The sequence below is a fragment of the Microbacterium sp. BDGP8 genome, from assembly GCF_029991045.1.
GTDB classification, from domain to species: domain Bacteria; phylum Actinomycetota; class Actinomycetes; order Actinomycetales; family Microbacteriaceae; genus Microbacterium; species Microbacterium plantarum.
The window spans coordinates 2030178-2051916 of record NZ_CP120712.1; the positions used below are offsets into that span (position 1 = coordinate 2030178).

Annotated in this window: 18 protein-coding genes and 2 rRNA genes; 3 read left to right on the forward strand and 17 right to left on the reverse strand. The window is 64.3% G+C overall.

What is annotated here, in order from left to right:
• Positions 1-5 precede the first annotated feature (5 nt).
• The 11 genes from P6897_RS09735 to P6897_RS09785 form a co-directional block, all read right to left on the reverse strand.
• A 23S ribosomal RNA gene (locus P6897_RS09735) occupies positions 6-3112 on the reverse strand.
• Positions 3113-3485: 373 nt separating this feature from the next.
• Positions 3486-5005, reverse strand: a 16S ribosomal RNA gene (locus tag P6897_RS09740).
• The 16S and 23S rRNA genes sit together here, the layout of an rRNA operon.
• Before the next feature lie 504 nt (positions 5006-5509).
• On the reverse strand, positions 5510-6289 hold the full coding sequence (locus tag P6897_RS09745; RefSeq protein WP_282501066.1) for an ABC transporter ATP-binding protein: 780 nt from the start codon (positions 6287-6289) through the stop codon (positions 5510-5512).
• Entirely contained in the window at positions 6286-7101 is an 816-nt protein-coding gene (locus tag P6897_RS09750; protein ID WP_274178554.1) for an ABC transporter ATP-binding protein, read from the reverse strand. The genes P6897_RS09745 and P6897_RS09750 overlap by 4 nt, the downstream gene beginning before the upstream one ends.
• Positions 7098-7973: an ABC transporter permease gene (locus P6897_RS09755; RefSeq protein WP_114588264.1), complete on the reverse strand. Its 876-nt coding sequence runs from the start codon at positions 7971-7973 to the stop codon at positions 7098-7100. Before P6897_RS09755 ends, P6897_RS09750 begins: the two co-directional genes overlap by 4 nt.
• Complete coding sequence (locus tag P6897_RS09760; RefSeq protein WP_282501067.1) at positions 7970-8917, reverse strand: ABC transporter permease; 948 nt, start codon at positions 8915-8917, stop codon at positions 7970-7972. Before P6897_RS09760 ends, P6897_RS09755 begins: the two co-directional genes overlap by 4 nt.
• A gap of 35 nt (positions 8918-8952) precedes the next feature.
• Complete coding sequence (locus tag P6897_RS09765) at positions 8953-10467, reverse strand: ABC transporter substrate-binding protein (RefSeq protein WP_282501068.1); 1515 nt, start codon at positions 10465-10467, stop codon at positions 8953-8955.
• 78 nt (positions 10468-10545) lie between these two features.
• Positions 10546-11310 (reverse strand): DUF1684 domain-containing protein, encoded by a 765-nt coding sequence (locus P6897_RS09770; RefSeq protein WP_282501069.1) that lies wholly within the window; start codon positions 11308-11310, stop codon positions 10546-10548.
• Positions 11311-11367: 57 nt separating this feature from the next.
• Positions 11368-11778, reverse strand: coding sequence for a hypothetical protein (locus P6897_RS09775; RefSeq protein WP_282501070.1), 411 nt, complete (start codon positions 11776-11778; stop codon positions 11368-11370).
• 9 nt (positions 11779-11787) lie between these two features.
• A complete protein-coding gene (locus P6897_RS09780) occupies positions 11788-12249 on the reverse strand; it encodes a DUF3817 domain-containing protein (RefSeq protein WP_112617002.1) in 462 nt (153 codons plus the stop codon).
• 22 nt (positions 12250-12271) lie between these two features.
• Positions 12272-12697 (reverse strand): MarR family transcriptional regulator, encoded by a 426-nt coding sequence (locus P6897_RS09785; RefSeq protein WP_112617533.1) that lies wholly within the window; start codon positions 12695-12697, stop codon positions 12272-12274.
• A gap of 39 nt (positions 12698-12736) precedes the next feature.
• Between P6897_RS09785 and P6897_RS09790 the strand changes: the two genes are divergently transcribed.
• From P6897_RS09790 to P6897_RS09800, 3 genes are all read left to right on the forward strand, one after another.
• On the forward strand, positions 12737-12952 hold the full coding sequence (locus P6897_RS09790; RefSeq protein WP_282501071.1) for a hypothetical protein: 216 nt from the start codon (positions 12737-12739) through the stop codon (positions 12950-12952).
• Between the two features lie 114 nt (positions 12953-13066).
• On the forward strand, positions 13067-13495 hold the full coding sequence (locus P6897_RS09795) for a MarR family transcriptional regulator (RefSeq protein WP_282501072.1): 429 nt from the start codon (positions 13067-13069) through the stop codon (positions 13493-13495).
• A gap of 44 nt (positions 13496-13539) precedes the next feature.
• Complete coding sequence (locus tag P6897_RS09800) at positions 13540-14847, forward strand: MFS transporter (protein ID WP_282502584.1); 1308 nt, start codon at positions 13540-13542, stop codon at positions 14845-14847.
• An 87-nt stretch (positions 14848-14934) separates the two neighbouring features.
• On the opposite strand, the gene P6897_RS09805 is transcribed toward P6897_RS09800, so the two are convergent.
• From P6897_RS09805 to nrdH, 6 genes are all read right to left on the reverse strand, one after another.
• Positions 14935-15852, reverse strand: coding sequence for a nuclease-related domain-containing protein (locus P6897_RS09805; protein ID WP_282501073.1), 918 nt, complete (start codon positions 15850-15852; stop codon positions 14935-14937).
• Between the two features lie 169 nt (positions 15853-16021).
• Entirely contained in the window at positions 16022-17191 is a 1170-nt protein-coding gene (locus P6897_RS09810; RefSeq protein WP_282501074.1) for an RtcB family protein, read from the reverse strand.
• Between the two features lie 337 nt (positions 17192-17528).
• On the reverse strand, positions 17529-18506 hold the full coding sequence (gene nrdF / locus P6897_RS09815) for a class 1b ribonucleoside-diphosphate reductase subunit beta (RefSeq protein ID WP_094259728.1): 978 nt from the start codon (positions 18504-18506) through the stop codon (positions 17529-17531).
• A gap of 35 nt (positions 18507-18541) precedes the next feature.
• Positions 18542-20710: a class 1b ribonucleoside-diphosphate reductase subunit alpha gene (gene nrdE, locus P6897_RS09820; protein WP_023954601.1), complete on the reverse strand. Its 2169-nt coding sequence runs from the start codon at positions 20708-20710 to the stop codon at positions 18542-18544.
• Complete coding sequence (nrdI, locus tag P6897_RS09825; RefSeq protein WP_023954602.1) at positions 20680-21129, reverse strand: class Ib ribonucleoside-diphosphate reductase assembly flavoprotein NrdI; 450 nt, start codon at positions 21127-21129, stop codon at positions 20680-20682. Before nrdI ends, nrdE begins: the two co-directional genes overlap by 31 nt.
• Before the next feature lie 3 nt (positions 21130-21132).
• A complete protein-coding gene (gene nrdH, locus P6897_RS09830; protein WP_023954603.1) occupies positions 21133-21366 on the reverse strand; it encodes a glutaredoxin-like protein NrdH in 234 nt (77 codons plus the stop codon).
• Between the last annotated feature and the right edge of the window lie 373 nt (positions 21367-21739).

The following is a 21739-nucleotide window of genomic DNA, read 5'->3' on the forward strand; positions in this document are numbered from 1 at the left end:
GGTGTGTTATCAAGTCATCGGCTTATTAGTACCGGTCAGCTTCACGTGTTACCACGCTTCCACATCCGGCCTATCAACCCAGTAGTCTGGCTGGGAGCCTCTCGCCCGAAGGCATGGAAATCTCATCTTGAGGCCGGCTTCCCGCTTAGATGCTTTCAGCGGTTATCCATCCCGAACGTAGCTAACCAGCGGTGCTCCTGGCGGAACAACTGGCACACCAGAGGTTCGTCCAACCCGGTCCTCTCGTACTAGGGTCAGATCCTCTCAAATTTCCTACGCGCGCAGCGGATAGGGACCGAACTGTCTCACGACGTTCTAAACCCAGCTCGCGTACCGCTTTAATGGGCGAACAGCCCAACCCTTGGGACCTACTCCAGCCCCAGGATGCGACGAGCCGACATCGAGGTGCCAAACCATGCCGTCGATATGGACTCTTGGGCAAGATCAGCCTGTTATCCCCGAGGTACCTTTTATCCGTTGAGCGACAGCGCTTCCACAAGCCACTGCCGGATCACTAGTCCCGACTTTCGTCCCTGCTCGACCTGTCAGTCTCACAGTCAAGCTCCCTTGTGCACTTACACTCGCCACCTGATTGCCAACCAGGTTGAGGGAACCTTTGGGCGCCTCCGTTACTTTTTGGGAGGCAACCGCCCCAGTTAAACTACCCACCAGGCACTGTCCCTGAACCGGATTACGGTTCGAAGTTAGATATCCAGAGTGACCAGAGTGGTATTTCAACAATGACTCCACGGTAACTGGCGTCACCGCTTCAAAGTCTCCCACCTATCCTACACAAGCCACGCCGAACACCAATACCAAGCTGTAGTAAAGGTCACGGGGTCTTTCCGTCCTGCTGCGCGTAACGAGCATCTTTACTCGTAGTGCAATTTCGCCGAGTTCGCGGTTGAGACAGTTGGGAAGTCGTTACGCCATTCGTGCAGGTCGGAACTTACCCGACAAGGAATTTCGCTACCTTAGGATGGTTATAGTTACCACCGCCGTTTACTGGGGCTTAAATTCTCAGCTTCGCCTTGCGGCTAACCGGTCCTCTTAACCTTCCAGCACCGGGCAGGCGTCAGTCCGTATACATCGTCTTGCGACTTGGCACGGACCTGTGTTTTTAGTAAACAGTCGCTACCCACTAGTCTCTGCGGCCTCCACACCCTTTCGGAGTAAATCCTAATAAGTGGAAGGCCCCCCTTCTCCCGAAGTTACGGGGGCATTTTGCCGAGTTCCTTAACCACGATTCTCTCGATCTCCTTGGTATTCTCTACCTGACCACCTGAGTCGGTTTGGGGTACGGGCAGCTAGAACCTCGCGTCGATGCTTTTCTCGGCAGCATAGGATCACCCACTTTTTATCCGCATCGTGTCTCAGCCTTGATGAGTCACGGATTTGCCTATGACTCGGCCTACGCACTTGCCCCGGGACAACCATCGCCCGGGTTGGGCTACCTTCCTGCGTCACACCTGTTAATACGCTAGCCGCACCAGCATGGGGTCGAGCGTTAGACCGGACCGTCTCACCCCGAAGGGATCAACTAAGCCCGGGTTAGGACTCTTAGCACCACTGGATTAGCTTGGGCGGTTCTTCGCCGGTACGGGAATATCAACCCGTTGTCCATCGACTACGCCTGTCGGCCTCGCCTTAGGTCCCGACTTACCCAGGGAAGATTAGCTTGACCCTGGAACCCTTGGTCTTTCGGAGGACGTGTTTCTCACACGTCTTTCGCTACTCATGCCTGCATTCTCACTCGTGTGCCGTCCACGGCTGGGTCACCCCGCCGCTTCACCCGGCACACGACGCTCTCCTACCCATCAACACGGCTGGACCACGAAGGCCTACCAATAATGTCAATGCCACAACTTCGGTGGCGTGCTTGAGCCCCGTTACATTGTCGGCGCGGAATCACTTGACCAGTGAGCTATTACGCACTCTTTCAAGGGTGGCTGCTTCTAAGCCAACCTCCTGGTTGTCAGAGCAACTCCACATCCTTTCCCACTTAGCACGCGCTTTGGGACCTTAGTTGGTGGTCTGGGTTGTTTCCCTCTCGACTATGAAGCTTATCCCCCACAGTCTCACTGCTGCGCTCTCACTTACCGGCATTCGGAGTTTGGCTGACGTCAGTAACCTTGTAGGGCCCATCGGCCATCCAGTAGCTCTACCTCCGGCAAGAAACACGCAACGCTGCACCTAAATGCATTTCGGAGAGAACCAGCTATCACGAAGTTTGATTGGCCTTTCACCCCTATCCACAGCTCATCCCCTCAGTTTTCAACCTAAGTGGGTTCGGTCCTCCACGACGTCTTACCGTCGCTTCAACCTGGCCATGGATAGATCACTTCGCTTCGGGTCTAGGACACGCGACTGAATCGCCCTATTCAGACTCGCTTTCGCTACGGCTACCCCACACGGGTTAACCTCGCCACGTATCGCTAACTCGCAGGCTCATTCTTCAAAAGGCACGCTGTCACCCCTACTAAGGAGGCTCCAACGGTTTGTAAGCAAACGGTTTCAGGTACTATTTCACTCCCCTCCCGGGGTACTTTTCACCTTTCCCTCACGGTACTTGTCCGCTATCGGTCATCTGGGAGTATTTAGGCTTATCAGGTGGTCCTGACAGATTCACACGGGATTTCTCGGGCCCCGTGCTACTTGGGATACTCTTCACGCCAAGAGAAGCATTTCGACTACGGGGTTCGCACCCTCTATGACCAGGCATTCAAACCTGTTCGTCTATACCTTCTTGTAACGTCGACCACTCGGCAGAATGATCAGAAAAGTCCCACAACCCCCAACGTGCAACGCCTGCCGGCTATCACACACGCAAGGTTTAGCCTGATCCGGTTTCGCTCGCCACTACTAACGGAATCGCTGTTGCTTTCTCTTCCTGTGGGTACTGAGATGTTTCACTTCCCCACGTTCCCTCTACCCGCCCTATATATTCAGGCGGGAGTCACTAGGTCGGCACGCCGCCCAGCGGGGTTTCCCCATTCGGACACCCTCGGATCACAGTGTGCTTATCCACTCCCCGAGGCTTATCGCAGATTGCTACGTCCTTCTTCGGCTCCAGATGCCAAGGCATCCACCGTTTGCTCTTAAAGACTTGAAATCACATGAGTTGAATCGTCAAAAAATTGACTAATGATCTTTAAGATCATCTTCACGACACAACACCCGAAGGTGTCGCATCGAAGATGCTCGCGTCCACTGTGTAGTTCTCAAAGTACGGGCGGTACCCTCCCACATGCCACCCAAGCAGCATGAAGAAAAGGCCCAGAGGTTGCGGACTCTCATCCGGTCCCTCAGGACCCAACAGCGTGCAGGTGCGACCTCCGAAACCCTCCCCGTTCCCACCGCAAGCGGCGTACTAGAGAAGAACCTCATCTTTCGCACCATGTCAAATGTTCCACCCATGAGCTCCCAGCGAAGAACATGTGCCTTCGATCTGGGTTCTGGACTCCGAAGAGTCAGATGCTCCTTAGAAAGGAGGTGATCCAGCCGCACCTTCCGGTACGGCTACCTTGTTACGACTTAGTCCTAATTACCGATCCCACCTTCGACGGCTCCCTCCACAAGGGTTGGGCCACCGGCTTCAGGTGTTACCGACTTTCATGACTTGACGGGCGGTGTGTACAAGACCCGGGAACGTATTCACCGCAGCGTTGCTGATCTGCGATTACTAGCGACTCCGACTTCATGAGGTCGAGTTGCAGACCTCAATCCGAACTGGGACCGGCTTTTTGGGATTCGCTCCACCTCACGGTATTGCAGCCCTTTGTACCGGCCATTGTAGCATGCGTGAAGCCCAAGACATAAGGGGCATGATGATTTGACGTCATCCCCACCTTCCTCCGAGTTGACCCCGGCAGTATCCCATGAGTTCCCACCATTACGTGCTGGCAACATAGAACGAGGGTTGCGCTCGTTGCGGGACTTAACCCAACATCTCACGACACGAGCTGACGACAACCATGCACCACCTGTATAGAGACCTTGCGGGGCGACTGTTTCCAGACGTTTCCTCTATATGTCAAGCCTTGGTAAGGTTCTTCGCGTTGCATCGAATTAATCCGCATGCTCCGCCGCTTGTGCGGGTCCCCGTCAATTCCTTTGAGTTTTAGCCTTGCGGCCGTACTCCCCAGGCGGGGAACTTAATGCGTTAGCTGCGTCACGGAATCCGTGGAATGGACCCCACAACTAGTTCCCAACGTTTACGGGGTGGACTACCAGGGTATCTAAGCCTGTTTGCTCCCCACCCTTTCGCTCCTCAGCGTCAGTTACGGCCCAGAGATCTGCCTTCGCCATCGGTGTTCCTCCTGATATCTGCGCATTCCACCGCTACACCAGGAATTCCAATCTCCCCTACCGCACTCTAGTCTGCCCGTACCCACTGCAGGCCCGAGGTTGAGCCTCGGGTTTTCACAGCAGACGCGACAGACCGCCTACGAGCTCTTTACGCCCAATAATTCCGGATAACGCTTGCGCCCTACGTATTACCGCGGCTGCTGGCACGTAGTTAGCCGGCGCTTTTTCTGCAGGTACCGTCACTTTCGCTTCTTCCCTGCTAAAAGAGGTTTACAACCCGAAGGCCGTCATCCCTCACGCGGCGTTGCTGCATCAGGCTTTCGCCCATTGTGCAATATTCCCCACTGCTGCCTCCCGTAGGAGTCTGGGCCGTGTCTCAGTCCCAGTGTGGCCGGTCACCCTCTCAGGCCGGCTACCCGTCGACGCCTTGGTGAGCCATTACCTCACCAACAAGCTGATAGGCCGCGAGCTCATCCCTGACCGAAATTCTTTCCAGCTACTGACCATGCGGTCGCAGCTCGTATCCGGTATTAGACGCCGTTTCCAGCGCTTATCCCAGAGTCAGGGGCAGATTGCTCACGTGTTACTCACCCGTTCGCCACTGATCCACAGAGCAAGCTCTGCTTCACCGTTCGACTTGCATGTGTTAAGCACGCCGCCAGCGTTCATCCTGAGCCAGGATCAAACTCTCCGTAAAGAAAATTTGCTGCGACCAGCCGGAAAAAGACTGGAGCAGCGAGTTTGATGCTGACCAAAGAGATAAATCATTGCTGACTATCCGTTGCCTCCCCCGAAGGGAAGGTCTTTGATCCAAAGGAATCTCACCCCACCGAAGTGGAGTCGAGGTTATTTGGCATTTGACAAGTGCACGCTGTTGAGTTCTCAAGGATCGGACGCTCCCCCAACTGACCTCACAGCCAGCCCAGAGGGCAACTTCACAACCATACCCCACCGACGACCTGTTCCAGAACGAGACTCGGAGACCGAGTCAGTTGTGGGGGTGTGATGGGGACCCTGTGGCAGGTCTTGGACCTGCGACGCTCGGAAGCGTCTGTTTCGGGTTGTTCTCCGCTTGAGGGAGGCGGGACCTTCCGGCCCTCTCGCTCTTCCCTGTGGGGCGAACAAGTAATAAGTTACGCGGCTCCCGGCATCGTGGCAAAGCGACGCGACATCCCGGGCGTGTCGCGTCCGCAGATCCGCGTCATTCCGCGGGAAGACGGGGCACGGCGTCGACGAGCTGCGCGGTGTACTCGTTCGCCGGCGAAGTGAGCAGCCGCGACGTCGGGCCCTCCTCCACGACGCGACCGGCGCGGAGCACCGTCATCCGCTCGCACAGCGCCGACACGATCGTCAGGTCGTGCGAGACCAGCAGCATTCCGATGCCCTGCTCTGCCGCGAGCCGCTGGAACAGCTGGATGACATGCATGCGCACAGACGTGTCGAGAGCGCTCACGGGCTCATCCGCCAGCAGCAGTCGGGGCCGCGGCGCGAGGGCGCGAGCGATGGCGATCCGCTGGCGCTGTCCTCCGGAGAACGCGTCCGGGTAGCGGCCCGCGGCATCCGCGTCGAGGTCGACCGCCGTGAGGAGCTCGGCGACCCGGGCGTCGAGCTGCGATCGGTCGCGGGTGATGCGGAGGGACCGCAGCGGTTCGGCGATCGACTGCCCCACCGTCATCCGCGGGTCGAGCGACGAGAACGGGTCCTGGTAGACCGGCTGCACCGCTCGGCGCAGCGAACGCATCTGTGCACGGTCCGCGCCGCGAAGCGGCGCGCCCTCGAAGAGCGCGCGCCCCGATGTCGGCGTCGCCAGGCCCAGCAGCAGCCGGAGTACCGACGTCTTCCCCGCGCCCGACTCCCCCACGAGCCCGACGGTCTCGCCGGGAGCGAGCGAGAGCGATACGTCGTGGAGCACATTCGCGCCGCGACCGTAGGCGAAGTCGACATGCTCGAGCGCGAGTGTCGCGCGACCGTCGGCCGTCATCGGGTTCCCTTCGCCGGCAGGAAGTCGTCGAGAGCGCGCGAGGCGGCGACCAGTTGCGCGGTGTACTCGTGCTGGGGAGACCGGAGCAGTTGCGCCGTGTCGCCGAGCTCGACCTGACGCCCATCACGCATGACGAGGACGCGGTCGGCGATACGCGAGACGACCGGCAGGTCGTGGCTGATGAACAGCAGCGTCATCCCTCGCTCGCTCACCTCGCGCTGGAGGAGATCGAGGATGCCTGCCTGGACCGTCACGTCGAGCGCGGTCGTCGGCTCGTCGGCGATGAGGATGCTCGGCCCGGCGGCCAGGGCGAGCGCGATCGCGACGCGCTGTCGCTGGCCGCCGGAGATCTCGTGGATGAACGATCGCGCGATGCGCTCGGGGTCGGGCAGCTGCACGTCCGCGAGCGCATCGAGCACGCCGCGACGCAGCCCGTCACCGCTCAGGCCGCGGTGCTTGGCGAGCGGCCACGCCAGCTGTCTGCCGACACGCATGAGCGGATCGAGCGAGGCGAGCGGCTCCTGGAAGACCGCCGAGATCGTCCGGCCGCGCACCCGGTCGAGGCGGCGCGAGGCGGTTCCGACAACCTCGACCCGGCCGTCGGGGGTCGCGATCGTCGCCGAACCGAACGGCGTCAGCGGAAACGCGAGCAGACCGAGCATCGCCAGCGCGGTCAGCGACTTGCCCGAGCCGGACTCGCCGATGATGCCCAGACGTTCGCCGGGCTCGAGCGTCACGTCGACGCCGTGCACGAGCGTGCGGTCGTCGCCGATCCGGACGCCGAGACCGGATGCGGTCAGCGCGGCGGTCATCCGATGCTCCTCGTGGTCGGATCGGCGATGTCGCGCAGGCCGTCGGCCAGCAGGTTCGCGCCGATGATGAAGGCGACCAGCAGGACGCCGGGGAGGATCGCCGCCGTCGGTGCGACGAGCACCGTGCTCTGCGCCTCCTCGAGCATCCGGCCCCACGATGCGTTGGGCGGCGGGGAGCCGAGCCCGAGGTACGACAGCGACGCCTCCGCGCCGACCGCGCCGCCGAACTGCAGGGCGAGCGGCACGATGAGGGTCGGCCAGACGTTCCGCAGCACGTGTCGGAACACGATGCCGAGCCTGCTCGTGCCCGAGGTTCGAGCGGCGGTGACGTAGTCCATCGCGAGGACGCGTGTCGCGGCGATGCGGGTGAGCCGGGCGATCACCGCCGAGCCGGCGAGACCGATCGCGAGGATCGCCGAGTCGACCGATGCCCCGCGCCAGGCGACGATCAGCATCGCCAGCAGCAGGGTCGGAAAGGCGATCGCGATGTCGAGCAGGCTCGTGAGCGCATCATCGACCCACCGCCGGGCCACAGCCGCGAGCAGACCGAGCCCGATGCCGACGATGGCCGCGATCAGCACCGACCCGAATCCGACGGTCAGCGCGAGCCGCGCCCCGATCATGAGTTGCGTGAAGAGGTCGCGCCCGAGGCGGTCGGTTCCGGCCCAGTGCTCGGCGGACGGCGGCTGCAGCCGGCCGCCGCTGGTGTCGTCGAAGGTGAACGGGGTCCACAGCAGCGAGATCAGGCCGATCACCGCGATGGCACCGAACAGGATGCCGCCGACGGCGAGGTTCACCGAGCGCCGGCGTCGCGGGCGCCCGCGCCCGGGCGCCCTGACGGCACCCGAGTCCGGAAGGGTCGTCGCTGTCATGCCGCCGCCTTCGCTCTGCGATTGCCCGAGATCGTGTCGCGCAGTCGCGGGTCGATGATGCGCTGCGTGATGTCGGCCGCGAAGCCGAGCAGCAGCACGAGGGCGGTCGAGAAGAGCAGCACCCCCTGGACGCTCGGGAAGTCCTGCTCCTTGATGCCGACCAGCAGCATGTCGCCGAGACCGGGGAGCGCGAAGACCCGCTCGATGATGACGGCGCCGACGAAAGTCGTCGACAGCTGGATCGCCAGGATCGAGATCAACGGGACGACGGCGTTGCGCACGCCGTGACGCCATATCGCCGTGGCGAAGCTCTGCCCCGTGGCCCGAGCCGCGCGCAGATACTGCTGGCCGAGCACGTCGAGCGTCGCGCTGCGGACGTACCGCGCGAGATCGCTGCCCGCCACGAGCGCGATCGTGAGCACCGGGAGCGTGAGCGAGACGAGCGCGGCGCCGGGGTCCTCCCAGTCGCGCCGCGGGAAGCCGCCTGCCGGCAGCAATCGCCAGTTCAGCGCGAACACCGCGACGAGCAGGATGCCGACCCAGAAGACCGGGATCGCTCCGCCCAGCTGCGACACGGCCGAGAACGCGGTCCCGTACCAGGTGCGCGCCTTCCAGGCCGCGATGAACCCCACCGGCACCGCGATCAGCACCGACAGGACGAACGCGATGAGCGTCAGGGGCAGCGTGACGTTCAGCCGACGGAGGATCTCGTCGCCGACCGGCAGGTTGTTCGTGAACGATCGCCCCAGGTCGAAGCTCGCGAATTGGCCGAGGTAGGCCAGGAACTGCTCCGGGATCGGCCGATCGACGCCGAGCCGCGCGGCGGCGGCCGCGATCTCGGCGTCCGTCGCCCCCACCGAGATGAGGGCGAAAACCGGGTTGCCGAGAACGCGCAGCACGACGAACAGGATCACCACCGCCAGCGCGAAGGCCAGCAGCAGCAATCCTGTCCGTCGAATCAGATACCGGGTGATGGAGATCAGGCCTTCGTGATGTCGGAGACGTAGAACAACGAGTTCAGTCCATTCTTGGGCACGCCCGACACGCCCTCGGCCGCGATGCGCAGCTGCGGGTTGAGGTAGAGCCACACGCTGGCCGCGTCATCCGAGATCTGCTGGTTCGCCTTCTTGATCAGCTCGGTCTGCTCGTCGACGGATGCGGCCGCCTCGGAGTCCGCGAGCCACGTCTGCACATCGGTGTTGTCGTAGCCCCAGTAGAAGTCGGGGTTGCCGTAGAAGTTGATGTCGCGGTCGTTGACGTGGCCCTGCAGCGTGGCCTCGAAGTTCTTCTCGGTGTAGACCTTCTGGTACCACTCGTCGTCGGTGATGATGTTGATGTTCAGCGTGATTCCGACCTTCGCGAGCTCCGACTTCAGAAACTCCGCCACCGTCGAGTGCACGCCCGAGTCGGGGGTGTCGACGGTGAACGTGAACCCTCCCGGCTGGCCGGCCTCGGCGAGGAGCTTCTCCGACAGCGCCGGGTCGTAGGGGTTGTTGTCCGCGAGGTCGAGGTACCAGGGCTCGGAGGGCGGCACCATCGAGCCGATGAGTTCGCCGCGGCCGTCCCAGATCGCATCGAGCAGCTTCTCGCGGTCGATAGCCGAGTAGATCGCCTTGCGCACGCGCGCGTCGTTGAACGGAGCGATCCGGTCGTTGAACGCCAGCAGCTCCTTCGTCGTCGAGGTGCCCTCGATGACCTGGAAGCCGGCGGCCTCGAACTCGGCGATGCTGTCGGGGTTCGACTGGCTCGTGACGAGGTCGACCGCGCCGGTCGTCAGAGCGTTGTTCAGGGCCGTCGGGTCGGCGTAGTACTGGTAGACGACTCCGCCGTTCTTCGGCGCGTCGCCCCAGTACGCGTCGTTGACGTCGAGGGTGATCGAGTCGCCCTTGCGGTAGTCACCGAGCTCGTAGGGACCGGTGCCGTCGGCAGTCGCCGTCAGGTCGCCGGCATCCTCGTTGACGATCCAGACGTAGCCCAGGTTGTAGGTGAAGCTGATCGAGGGCTGCGAGAGGGTCACCTCGACGGTCTTGTCGTCGACCGCCGTGACGGTGTCGATGACGCTCAGCTGGCGCTTGCGCGCCGCGATCGACTCGTCGCTCACGAAGCGCTCGAGGCTGTACTTCACGTCATCCGCGGTGAGCTCCTTACCCGAGTGGAAGGTCGCGTCCTCGAGGGTGAAGGTGTACACCAGCCCGTCTGGCGACACCGTCGTCTCGGCTGCCAGAAGGGGCTCGACCTGAGCGTCATCGGTGATCCGGAACAGACCCTCGTACACGTTCCCCGTGAAGACCTCGGTCACCCCGGATGAGCCGCCGAAGATCTGGTCGAGGTTGGTCGGCTCGTTCTGCGATCCGACGACGATCTCGGCATTCGGGTCGCTCGCGCCGGCCGAACCGGCCGGCTCGGTGGATCCGGAGCATCCGGCCAGGACGAGAAGACCGGCCGTCGCTGCCGCGGTGGCGGCGACGATCCGGGAGAAGCCGCGTGAAGTCACGGGTGTTCCTTTGCTGTGTGGAGGGGGCGGCGGAGCGAGGTGCGGGCGCTCGCCGTTTCGAGTGGTGCGGGAGAAAGGTCAGAGCGAGAAGTCGCCGGCGAACCGGACCTTCTTCTCCCCGGCACGGACCGGGAAGGGCAGGCGGTTCTGCAGCGGCGGGAGGGGGCAGTTCATCTGGTTCGAGAAGCCGCACGGCGGAACGACGGCCCGGTTGAAGTCGACCGTGACCGGCGTGCTGTCGCCGGGGGCCAGGTCGCCGGTCGCGCCGGGGTGGTCGAGGAAGAGGAAGCGACCGGCGCCGTAGGACTCGGCCCCGTTGGTCTGGTCGCCGAAGACGAGGTGCAGCTTGGGACCGCCGTAGTTGGTGTCGAACGCGGCGAGCCGGTACTCGGTGCCGTCGATCTCGAAGACCAGGTCGCCCGAGACCGGGAGGCCGCGCGTCGCGCCGCCGTCCTTGATGTGCTCGAAGGGGACCACGCGGTCTTCGTCGACGAGCTCGAAGCGGCCCTCGATCACCCAGGCCGGGTCGTACTCCCAGCGCTCGATGTCTTCGAACGCTTCGTTGGCGGGCGAGTCCTGCCGCCAGATGCGGTAGCCCTCCTGGGGAAGACCGGTCTCGATGTCGGTTCGCTGCAGTCGGGTGAGCAGCGCGTCGACCGGATGCCCCGCACGCGCCGTCTCGTCGTCGACGGCGGGCTCGCCCGGAGCCGACCAGTGCGTGAGCACGAGGGCGAGGGACCCTTGCGGAGCTGAGACCGATTCCCGGCGGTAGGCCGCCCAGGCTCGGTAGTCGGACTCAGCCGAAGAGACGGATGCTGCTGCGGATGCGGATGTGCTCACCATGACAGGCAACCAAACGCGGGGCCGTCCCGAGAAATTCCGTGTCCGCGTATTGCGTCGTCAGCGCGACGACGCTGACGTGTCGCGCGCGGGGCCGCCCACCCACAGCGCCCAGGCGACGAGCACCGGCTGGAGGAAGAGGCGGCCGAATCGCCGCGCGTCGGTGTCGAGGCCGGGAGCCGCGGCTCCGGTGCGCCATTGGTGGATGTTGCCCGGGAGCACCGCGACGAAGAAGGCGGCGATCGCGGCGGCGATGCGTCGGCGCTCGCGCGGCAGCGCGATGAGCCCGGTGCCGAGCATGATCTCGACCGCGCCGCTGGCGACGACGAACATGTCCTTGTCGGTGTGCAGCAGCCGCGTCGCCCAGTCGGGCACCGCGATGCGATACCCCCGCCGGAGCACGGTCAGATGCGCGGCTCCCGCGACGATCAGCAGAGCGGCAAGGGCGAAGCGGGCAACGATGCGCAGCATTCGATCACGTTACGCCCGTCCGGGAGGTCCGATCACCAGCAGCACGACGTACGCCGCGATGATGCCGACCGCGAGGATCACGGCGAGCACCGCCGGACGGCGGACGAACCACCGGAGGAATCGGTCGACTGCCCGCTGGTCGCGCGGGTCGTCGGTCGCCTCGGTGCGCCACTCCCCCTCGAGGAGCCCGCGACGACGCAGCACGATCTCCGTCGGCACGGTCGCGTACGGGACCACGGCGGCGGCGACGGCGCAGATCGTCGGGACGAGCGACCACCGGTTGTTCCACGCGACGAGGACCGCGGTCGCGCCGTAGCAGAGGAACACGAAGCCATGGATGCCCCCGCCGATCGTCACGGCGATCGGAAGGTCGAAGGCGGACCGGAGGATGAGGCCCAGGATGAGCAGCGTCCACGAGAATGCCTCGGCGATCGCGAGCGAACGGAATGCGGTCAGCGGGGTTCGGAACACCCTCGAACCCTATCCAGCCGACTCAGACGATTCCTGCGCGGATGCCGTCCATCGACGAGGCCAGCCCCGGCATGTTGTCGCTGAGCGTCGCGTCGAGCTCGAGCAGCCGTTGGTGGGCCTGCTCCATGACTGCGATGCCTTTCGCTGTGATGCGCAGATCGGATGCCGAGCCGGCGTGCGCGGTCGCATCGGCGACGAGCCCCTCGTCGACGAGGGTGCGCACCGCGGTGTGCGCGGACTGCACCGTGATGTGCGACCGGCGGGCGAGCTCGGAGAACGAGATTCCGGGCTCTGACCCGATGTGCCCGAGCAGGCCGAACTTGCGGGTGGACAGGCCGAGGTCGCGCAGGGCTGCGGAGAGCCGGCCTTCCCACGACGCCGAGACGGCGATGAGCGCGATGACCGGGCTGAAGCGCGGCTCGCGCGTGAGGGCAGGAGTTTCCGACACGGTCACGATTGTAGGAGGCGCGGGCTCTCTCATGCGGTGATGGCGACCGAGAAAAGCTGTGTCGCGCGCCTAACGCGCCGAGCGTCGTTCGTCAAGGACCGCGCGCCGACGCGAGCCGATGTTCATGATGAGTTCCACGGAAGAAGCGGGGAGGTCACCATGATCACGAACGAAGAGCAGAACGAGCAACACACCGACATCCGCGGCGAGAAGCCGTTCGGTCAATGGCTCGGGCTGATCAACGGCGGCCGCTGACGCCACGCGAATGCCCCCGGCATCCTCTCTCGCGAGGAGGATGCCGGGGGCTTCGTCATTTTCGGGGGTCGAGCCTTTTAGATAGCTCCTCTATGCATGTTGTATAGTTGAGCTATGCAGTTCTCCGACTCCCCCATCCTCCTGATGTCGGCGTCGAGCCGGTTCAACCGTGCTGTGGCCCGCCGGGTCGAGGTCGCCGCCGCCGCGGGAACGTGGCGTGCGCTCGCCGCCCTCAACGAGCTCGGCCCCACGCGGGTGAGCGACCTGGCCGAGTGGCAACGCGTCAGCCAGCCCACCATGACGACGCTGGTGCGTCGGATGGAAGCGGAGGGGCTCGTCGAGCGCGCACCCGACCCCGAGGACGGCCGGGCCTCGCTCGTGTCGATCACCGCGGAGGGGCGGCGCCAGTTCGAGGCGTTCCGCTCGCAGGCGCTCGAGGTGACCGGGCCGGCATGGGCGAGGCTCAGTGCCGCCGACCGATCGACCCTCGCGCGCGCTGCCGAGCTCCTTGCAGGGCTGCTCGAGGAGCCGGAACTGCGATGACCACCACAGACCCCGAAGAGAGGAAGGTGCGCGTGACCAGCGCGATGCATACAGAACGGTCCGCGACCGGCGATCAGACGAAGGCGACAGCCGAGACCGCGAAGGCGTCCATCTGGCGCCAACCCGTCGCGGTATGGGCGATCGCCTTCGCCTGCACGGTGTCGTTCATGGGCATCGGTCTGGTCGATCCGATCCTCCCGGCGATCAGCCGCGAGCTGGATGCAACGCCATCCGAGACGATGCTGCTCTTCACCAGCTACCTGTTCATCACCGGCATCGTCATGTTGTTCGCGAGCTGGGTGTCGTCGAGGCTCGGCGTCAAGAAGACCCTGCTGCTCGGGCTCGCCCTGATCGTCGTGTTCGCCGCGGCAGCAGGACTCTCCGGCGGCGTGGTCGAGATCATCGGCTTCCGCGCCGGCTGGGGAATCGGCAACGCGCTCTTCATCGCGACGGCGTTGGCCGCGATCGTCGGAGCCGCGAGCGGCGGAAGCCGTCAGGCGATCGTGCTGTACGAGGCATCCCTCGGCATCGGCCTGGCGGTCGGACCGCTCCTCGGCGGCGCGCTCGGCGAGCTGTCGTGGCGCGGTCCCTTCTTCGGTACCGCCGCACTCATGGCCATCGCGTTGCTCGCGATCCTCGTCGTGTTCCGCTCCCCCGCGCCGGCGGCTGGTGCCGCCGCGCCGGCGAAGGTGTCGCTTCTCGCGTCGTTCCGCGCGCTGCGCAACCCGGCCCTGCTGACGCTGTCGCTGACGGCGTTCTTCTACAACGTCGCGTTCTTCGTGCTGCTGGCCTATAGCCCGTATCCCATCGAGTCCGCCGCGGCGCAGGCCGGGATGACGTTCGGAGCCCACGAGCTCGGACTCGTCTTCTTCGGCTGGGGGCTCGCCGTCGCCCTGACGTCAGTGCTCGCCGCTCCCGTGCTGACCCGGCGGCTGGGCCTTCGGCCCGTGCTGTTCACGATGCTCGGGCTGCTCGCCGTCGCCGAAGCCGTGCTCGCGATCGGCATCAACAGCGCCACCGTGCTGATCGTCACCGTCATCGTGGCCGGTCTGTTCCTCGGCGTGCTGAACACCGCGCTGACCGAGGCCGTCATGGAAGCCACCGACCTCCCCCGGAACGTCGCGAGCGGCACTTACTCGGGCGTGCGCTTCATCGGTGGCGCGATCGCCCCCGCCGTGGCCGGCCCCCTCGCCGCCGCGATCACCCCGAGCGCGCCGTACTGGCTCGGTGTCGCCGCGCTCATCGTCGCGATCGCGATCCTCGCCGCCGCCGGCCGTACCCTCCGCCACCTCGGCCGCCCGCACGAGACCGCGATCGCCGAGGCCGCGGACATCGGCCAGGGCGACGCCTGACCGCTTCCGGAGGACATCTGCACGTCGGAGGGCGGACTCCTCGAATCCACCCTCCGACGTGCTTTTCTCCTCCGAAAGGGATGCGGTTCAGTCGCCGACGCGTTCGACGTGAGCTCCGAGTGACTCGAAGTAGGCACGGAGCTGTTCGAGCTGTGCCACCGTCAGCGCGGTGGGTGGCTGCTGCCGGACCTCGGCGAGCATGCGCACGAGCCCCTTTGACCCGCTGAGGACTCTCGTCGTCACGCCGCTGGAGCTCCGACTCACCGGTTTCGCGTGGACGGACGCATCGCCGTGCGAGTAGAGCACCGCGGTGGTGAAGAACGGGGCCTCGCCCCATCGCGCCCTGAGGTGTTCAGCCAGGCGTCTCGCCTGACGGCGGACCTGCACGGCCGGGGAATCAGCGCCGACGTGCCGCAGGACTTCCCACGCAGACTCTGAGATGGGCCGGATCTGCAGCGCGAAAGGCGCCTCGAGCTTTTCCTCGTCGAGCATCGCCCGGAACGCCGGGATCACGCTACTCGGTCGGACATCGTCGAAGACCAGGCCCTGCCAGTACTTGTTCTCGACGAGGATCGCGGCCTGCCGCGTCAAGAGGACGTGGTCGATCTGGGCGAAGAAGGTGTTCCGAGTGTCGTCAGGCACGAAGACGACATTCGTGACGAGCACGCCCGACAGACCGACATCAGCGCAGGCCGCCGCGATCAGACGCTTCGAGACCGCGTCCGTTCCGAGGACACGCGCCATCTGATCACGCGCTCGGCCCGATTCGCCCACGGCGCGATCACACTCGTCGATCACGGCCTGCACTGCAGCCTCGTGTTCGTTCCGCAATTGGTTCACCGCCGCCGCATGAGACGCGGTGACCTCCGCCAGATGCTGCTCGCTCGCCGCGCGCTCGGCCGCGGTGCGCACGCGAGTCGACCGAGCGCGATACCTCCACACCAGAACAACGACGACCAGAACGAGCGCGAGGAGCGCCGCGATGGATGCCAGAACCTCGACCATCCATCGAGCCAACCATCTACCGGTGACACAGAGCAAAGAATCGAGGCGATCTCCGAGGGGTGTGCGCGGACTACCCCTATGCGCTCGTCCCGTCTTAGGTGCTGTCGGCGATCGATAAGGGAGGGGCGGATGCCGCAGAATCCGCCCCTCCCATCCGTCACGGCGAGGGTCAGTCGCCCTTCACGTTGACCAGCTGACGCAGCGTGTGCCGCACCTCGACGAGGTCGGCGGCATCCGCCATGACGCGATCGATCGGCTTGTAAGCCTGCGGGATCTCGTCGATGAACGCATCCGTGTCGCGGAACTCGATCCCCGCCATTGCCTCCCGCAGCTGGTCGTGCGTGAAGGTCCGGCGCGCGGCCGACCGCGAGTACTCCCGCCCCGCGCCGTGCGGGGACGAGTTGAGCGAGAGCGGGTTGGCGAGCCCCGAGACGACGTACGACGCCGTGCCCATGGATCCCGGGATGAGGCCGGGCCGGCCAGCATCCGCCTGGATCGCGCCCTTGCGCGACACCCACACCTGCTTGCCGAAGTGCCTCTCGCTCTCGGTGAAGTTGTGGTGGCAGTTGATGCGCTCGAGCTCCTCGACGTCGACGCCCATCGTCTCGGACAGCTGACGAGCCACCCGGTCCATCATCTCCTCGCGGTTCAGGAGCGCGAAGTGCTGCGCCCACCGGAGCTCGCGGATGTAGCGCCGGAACTCCTCCGTGCCCTCGACGAGGTACGCCAGGTCGGGGTCGGGAAGGTCGATCCACCACTGTTTCGCTAGCCGCTGCGCGACCCCGATGTGGTGCGTCGCGATTTTGTTGCCCACTCCCCGCGAACCGGAGTGCAGGAACATCCACACCGCGTCGGTCTCGTCGACCGACACCTCGATGAAGTGGTTGCCCGACCCGAGCGACCCGAGCTGGTTGCGCCAGTGCCCGGCATAGCGGGCGGGGTCGAACTCGTTCTTCTCGGCGAGCTCCTCCAGCTCGGCGACGCGCGGCTCAGCCGTCGCGACGATCCTGCGGTTGTCGCGACCGGCCGACAGCGGAATCGCCCGCTCGATCTGCTCACGCAGCGCCCCGAGGTCACGGCCGAGCAGCTGCGACTTCGTGAACTGCGTGCGGACAGCGATCATGCCGCATCCGATGTCGACGCCGACGGCGGCCGGCATGATCGCCCCGAGCGTCGGGATGACAGACCCGACGGTCGCCCCCTTGCCGAGGTGCGCGTCGGGCATGAGCGCCAGGTGCGGGTGGATGAACGGCATGCCAGACGCGGTGCGAGCCTGATCGAGGGTCTTCTCGTCGATGATGCTCGCCCACGACAGCAGCCTGTTCGAGAGCTTCTCCATGGTTCCTTTCCTTGTGATGACGGTCCGGGAACGGGCGCATGGAGAGGAACACACGAACGCCCCGGACCTGTGCGGTGCGGGGCGTGCTGACAGTGGCGGGTCAGACGTCTCGCACCGGAGGGTACGACTCATTGCGGAGCTGGAACTGGCCCAGGTCCGCTGCGATCAGGCGCTCGTTGCGCGTGGTCATGTCGTTCCTCCGGTGATGCCGTGCGGATTCGCGCGGCGTCGCAACCCTATGCGTGGGCGTGGCGCGGCGTCAACGAAAAAGCGGCGCGTGCGCCGGGAATCGCCGGAGCGCTCCCGTCACACGCGCCGCTTTCGTGCGCGAGTCGGCTCAGAAGTCCCAGTCCTCGTCTTCGGTGGCCTCGGCCTTGCCGATGACGTACGACGAGCCCGACCCCGAGAAGAAGTCGTGGTTCTCGTCGGCGTTCGGCGACAGGGCCGAGAGGATCGCCGGGTTCACGTTGGTGACCGTGGCGGGGAACATCGCCTCGAAGCCGAGGTTCATCAGCGCCTTGTTGGCGTTGTAGTGCAGGAACTTCTTGACGTCTTCAGTCAGGCCGACGGCGTCGTAGAGGTCCTGCGTGTACTGCACCTCGTTGTCGTAGAGCTCGTAGAGCAGCGAGAACGTGTAGTCCTTGATCTCGTCGCGCTCGGCCTGCGTGAGCTGCTCGTAGCCCTTCTGGAACTTGTAGCCGATGTAGTAGCCGTGCACGGCCTCGTCACGGATGATGAGGCGGATGATGTCGGCGGTGTTCGTCAGCTTCGCCTTCGCCGACCAGTGCAGGGGCAGGTAGAACCCCGAGTAGAAGAGAAACGACTCGAGCAGGGTCGAGGCGACCTTGCGCTTGAGCGGCTCGTCGCCACGGTAGTAGTCCATGACGATCGAGGCCTTCTTCTGAAGGTTCGGGTTCTCGACCGACCAGCGGAACGCGTCGTCGATCTCGGGGGTCGAGGCGAGCGTCGAGAAGATCGACGAGTAGCTCTTCGCGTGCACCGACTCCATGAACGCGATGTTCGTGTAGACGGCCTCCTCGTGCGGCGTGATCGCATCGGGGATGAGCGAGACGGCGCCGACGGTGCCCTGGATCGTGTCGAGGAGCGTCAGCCCCGTGAACACGCGCATGGTGAGCGTCTGCTCATCGGGCGTCAGCGTGTTCCACGACTGGATGTCGTTCGACAGCGGCACCTTCTCGGGCAGCCAGAAGTTGTTCACCAGACGGTTCCAGACTTCGAGGTCTTTATCGTCCTGGATGCGGTTCCAGTTGATCGCCTGCACGTGGTCGACGAGCTTGAGCGGTTCGGGAGTCATGTCGCTTCAGTTCCTGGTTCGGGTTCCGGCATCCGTCACAGCATGCAGCTGACGCACTCGGACATGTCGGTGCCCTCGAGCGCCATCTGCCGCAGGCGGATGTAGTAGATCGTCTTGATGCCCTTGCGCCAGGCGTAGATCTGGGCCTTATTGATGTCGCGCGTGGTCGCGGTGTCCTTGAAGAACAGCGTGAGCGACAGACCCTGGTCGACGTGCTGGGTCGCGGCGGCGTAGGTGTCGATGACCTTCTCGTAGCCGATCTCGTACGCGTCCTCGTAGTACTCGAGGTTGTCGTTCGTCATGAACGGCGCCGGGTAGTAGACGCGGCCGAGCTTGCCTTCCTTGCGGATCTCGATCTTCGACGCGATCGGGTGGATCGACGACGTCGAGTTGTTGATGTACGAGATCGAGCCGGTCGGGGGCACCGCCTGCAGGTTCTGGTTGTAGATGCCGTGCTGCTGGATGGATGCCTTCAGCTCGCGCCAGTCGTCCTGCGTCGGGATGTGGATGCCGTCGAACAGACCCTTCACCTTGTCGGTCTGGGGCGCCCACTCCTGCTCGATGTACTTGTCGAAGAACTCGCCCGACGCGTAGGTCGAGTCGGGGAAGCCCTCGAAGTACGTGCCGCGCTCGATCGCGATCTTGTTCGAGGCCCGCAGCGCGTGGAACAGCACCGTGTAGAAGTAGATGTTCGTGAAGTCCAGGCCCTCTTCCGAGCCGTAGTGGACGTGCTCGCGCGCAAGGTAGCCGTGCAGGTTCATCTGACCGAGACCGATCGCGTGCGAACGGTCGTTGCCGTCCTCGATCGAGCGGACCGAGGCGATGTGGCTCTGATCGCTGACCGCGGTGAGGGCGCGGATGCTGGTCTCGACGGTTTGGGCGAGGTCCTTGCCGTCCATCGCGAGCGCGATGTTCATCGACCCGAGGTTGCAGGAGATGTCCTTGCCGATCTGGGCGTACGAGAGGTCCTCGTTGTACGTCGTCGGCGTGTTGACCTGGAGGATCTCCGAGCACAGGTTCGACATGTTGATCCGACCCTTGATCGGGTTGGCCTTGTTCACCGTGTCCTCGAACATGATGTACGGGTAGCCCGACTCGAACTGGATCTCGGCGAGGGTCTGGAAGAACTCACGAGCGTTGATCTTCGTCTTCTTGATGCGCGCGTCGTCGACCATCTCGCGGTACTTCTCGGTGACCGAGATGTCGCCGAACGGAACGCCGTAGACCTTCTCGACATCGTAGGGCGAGAACAGGTACATGTCCTCGCCGTTCTTGGCGAGTTCGAAGGTGATGTCGGGGATGACGACACCCAGCGACAGCGTCTTGATGCGGATCTTCTCGTCGGCGTTCTCGCGCTTGGTGTCGAGGAACTTGAGGATGTCGGGGTGGTGCGCCGACAGGTACACCGCGCCGGCTCCCTGACGCGCACCGAGCTGGTTGGCGTAGCTGAAGCTGTCTTCGAGCAGCTTCATGACGGGGATGATGCCCGACGACTGGTTCTCGATCTGCTTGATCGGAGCGCCGGCCTCGCGGATGTTCGACAGCAGCAGGGCCACGCCGCCGCCGCGCTTGGAGAGCTGCAGGGCGGAGTTGATGCCGCGGGCGATCGACTCCATGTTGTCTTCGATGCGGAGCAGGAAGCACGACACGAGCTCGCCGCGCTGGGCCTTGCCCGTGTTGAGGAACGTCGGGGTGGCGGGCTGGAAACGACCCGAGATGATCTCGTCGACGAGCTGCATCGCGAGGTTCTCGTCACCGTCGGCGAGGCCGAGGGCGGTCATCACGACGCGGTCCTCGAAGCGCTCGAGGTAGCGCTTGCCGTCGAAGGTCTTCAGCGTGTAGCTCGTGTAGTACTTGAACGCGCCGAGGAAGGTCTCGAAGCGGAACTTCTTGCCGTAGGCGAAGTCGTTGAGCTTCTGGATGAACTCGAGCGAGTACTTCTCGATGACCTTGGGCTCGTAGTACTCCTTCTCGACGAGGTAGTCGAGACGCTCCTTGAGGGAGTGGAAGAAGACCGTGTTCTGGTTGACGTGCTGGAGGAAGTACTCCCGCGCGGCGCGCTTGTCGGCGTCGAACTGGATCTTGCCGTCCGCGCCGTAGAGGTTGAGCATCGCGTTGAGGGCGTGGTAGTCGAGCCCGTCGAAGCGTGCGTCGACCTTGAAGCCGTTATCGGTCAAGGCTGTTTCCAGTGCTGATTCCACCATCGTTCCAATCCTGCGCTCACGCGCTCGACGTCTTCGGGCGTGCCGAACAGTTCCACCTTGTCCAAGTGCGGCACGGAGCACTTGCGACTGATGATGTCGCCGGCGAGGCAGTACGACTCGCCGAAATTCGTGTTGCCGGTGGAGATGACTCCCCGGAGGAGGGTGCGGTTGCGCACGTCGTTCAGGAAGCGAACGACCTGCTTGGGCACCGCACCCTTCTCCTCACCGCGACCCTGTCCCCCGCCGTAGGTGGGGGTGACGAGCACGAAGGGCTCGGTCATGACGAGGGGCGTCGGTGAGGAGTGAAGGGGGATGCGGAGCGCCGGCAATCCCAGCTTGTCGATGAATCGCGCGGTGTTGCCGGAGACGCTCGAGAAGTACACGAGCAGAGGCGCCCGCGTCGCGACCGCCGTGCTCATGGCTCAGGCGAAGCGAGCGGCCAGCTCGTCGATCTTGTCGGGGCGGAAGCCCGACCAGTGGTCCTCGTCGGTGATGACGACGGGGGCCTGCAGGTAGCCGAGCGACTTGACGCGCTCGAGCGCCGCCGGGTCCTCGGAGAGGTCGAGGACGTCGTATTCGATGCCCTTCGAGTCCAGCGCACGGTACGTCGCGTTGCACTGCACGCAGGAGGGCTTGGTGTAGACCGTGATCGCCATGTCGAGTGTGGTTTCCCTTCGCTTCTTACGCATCTCCGGCTGAGAACCTGCCGGAGCCTCAATACTACATATGGGTGCCGACATCGGGGGGCACCACAAGGGGTAGTAGTTACAAGTCTGTAGTTTTGCACCGCTCTCCCCAGGTACAACACATCTTGTCCACCGTTTCATCCACAGTCCCGCGACTCGATCGAAGCCCGGTTCGACGCGTGATTCCGCGCTTCCGGGCGACGCCGCACGAGTCTGTCCACAGGTCGGACGCTAGACCGACCCACCGACATCCGTTTCGGGCGGATCTCGTCGCATCGGCGTGTCGCGGGCGTGTCGCCGCGGCCCCCGCCCGGGCGTCGCCGACCGGGCTTCGGAATCGCTA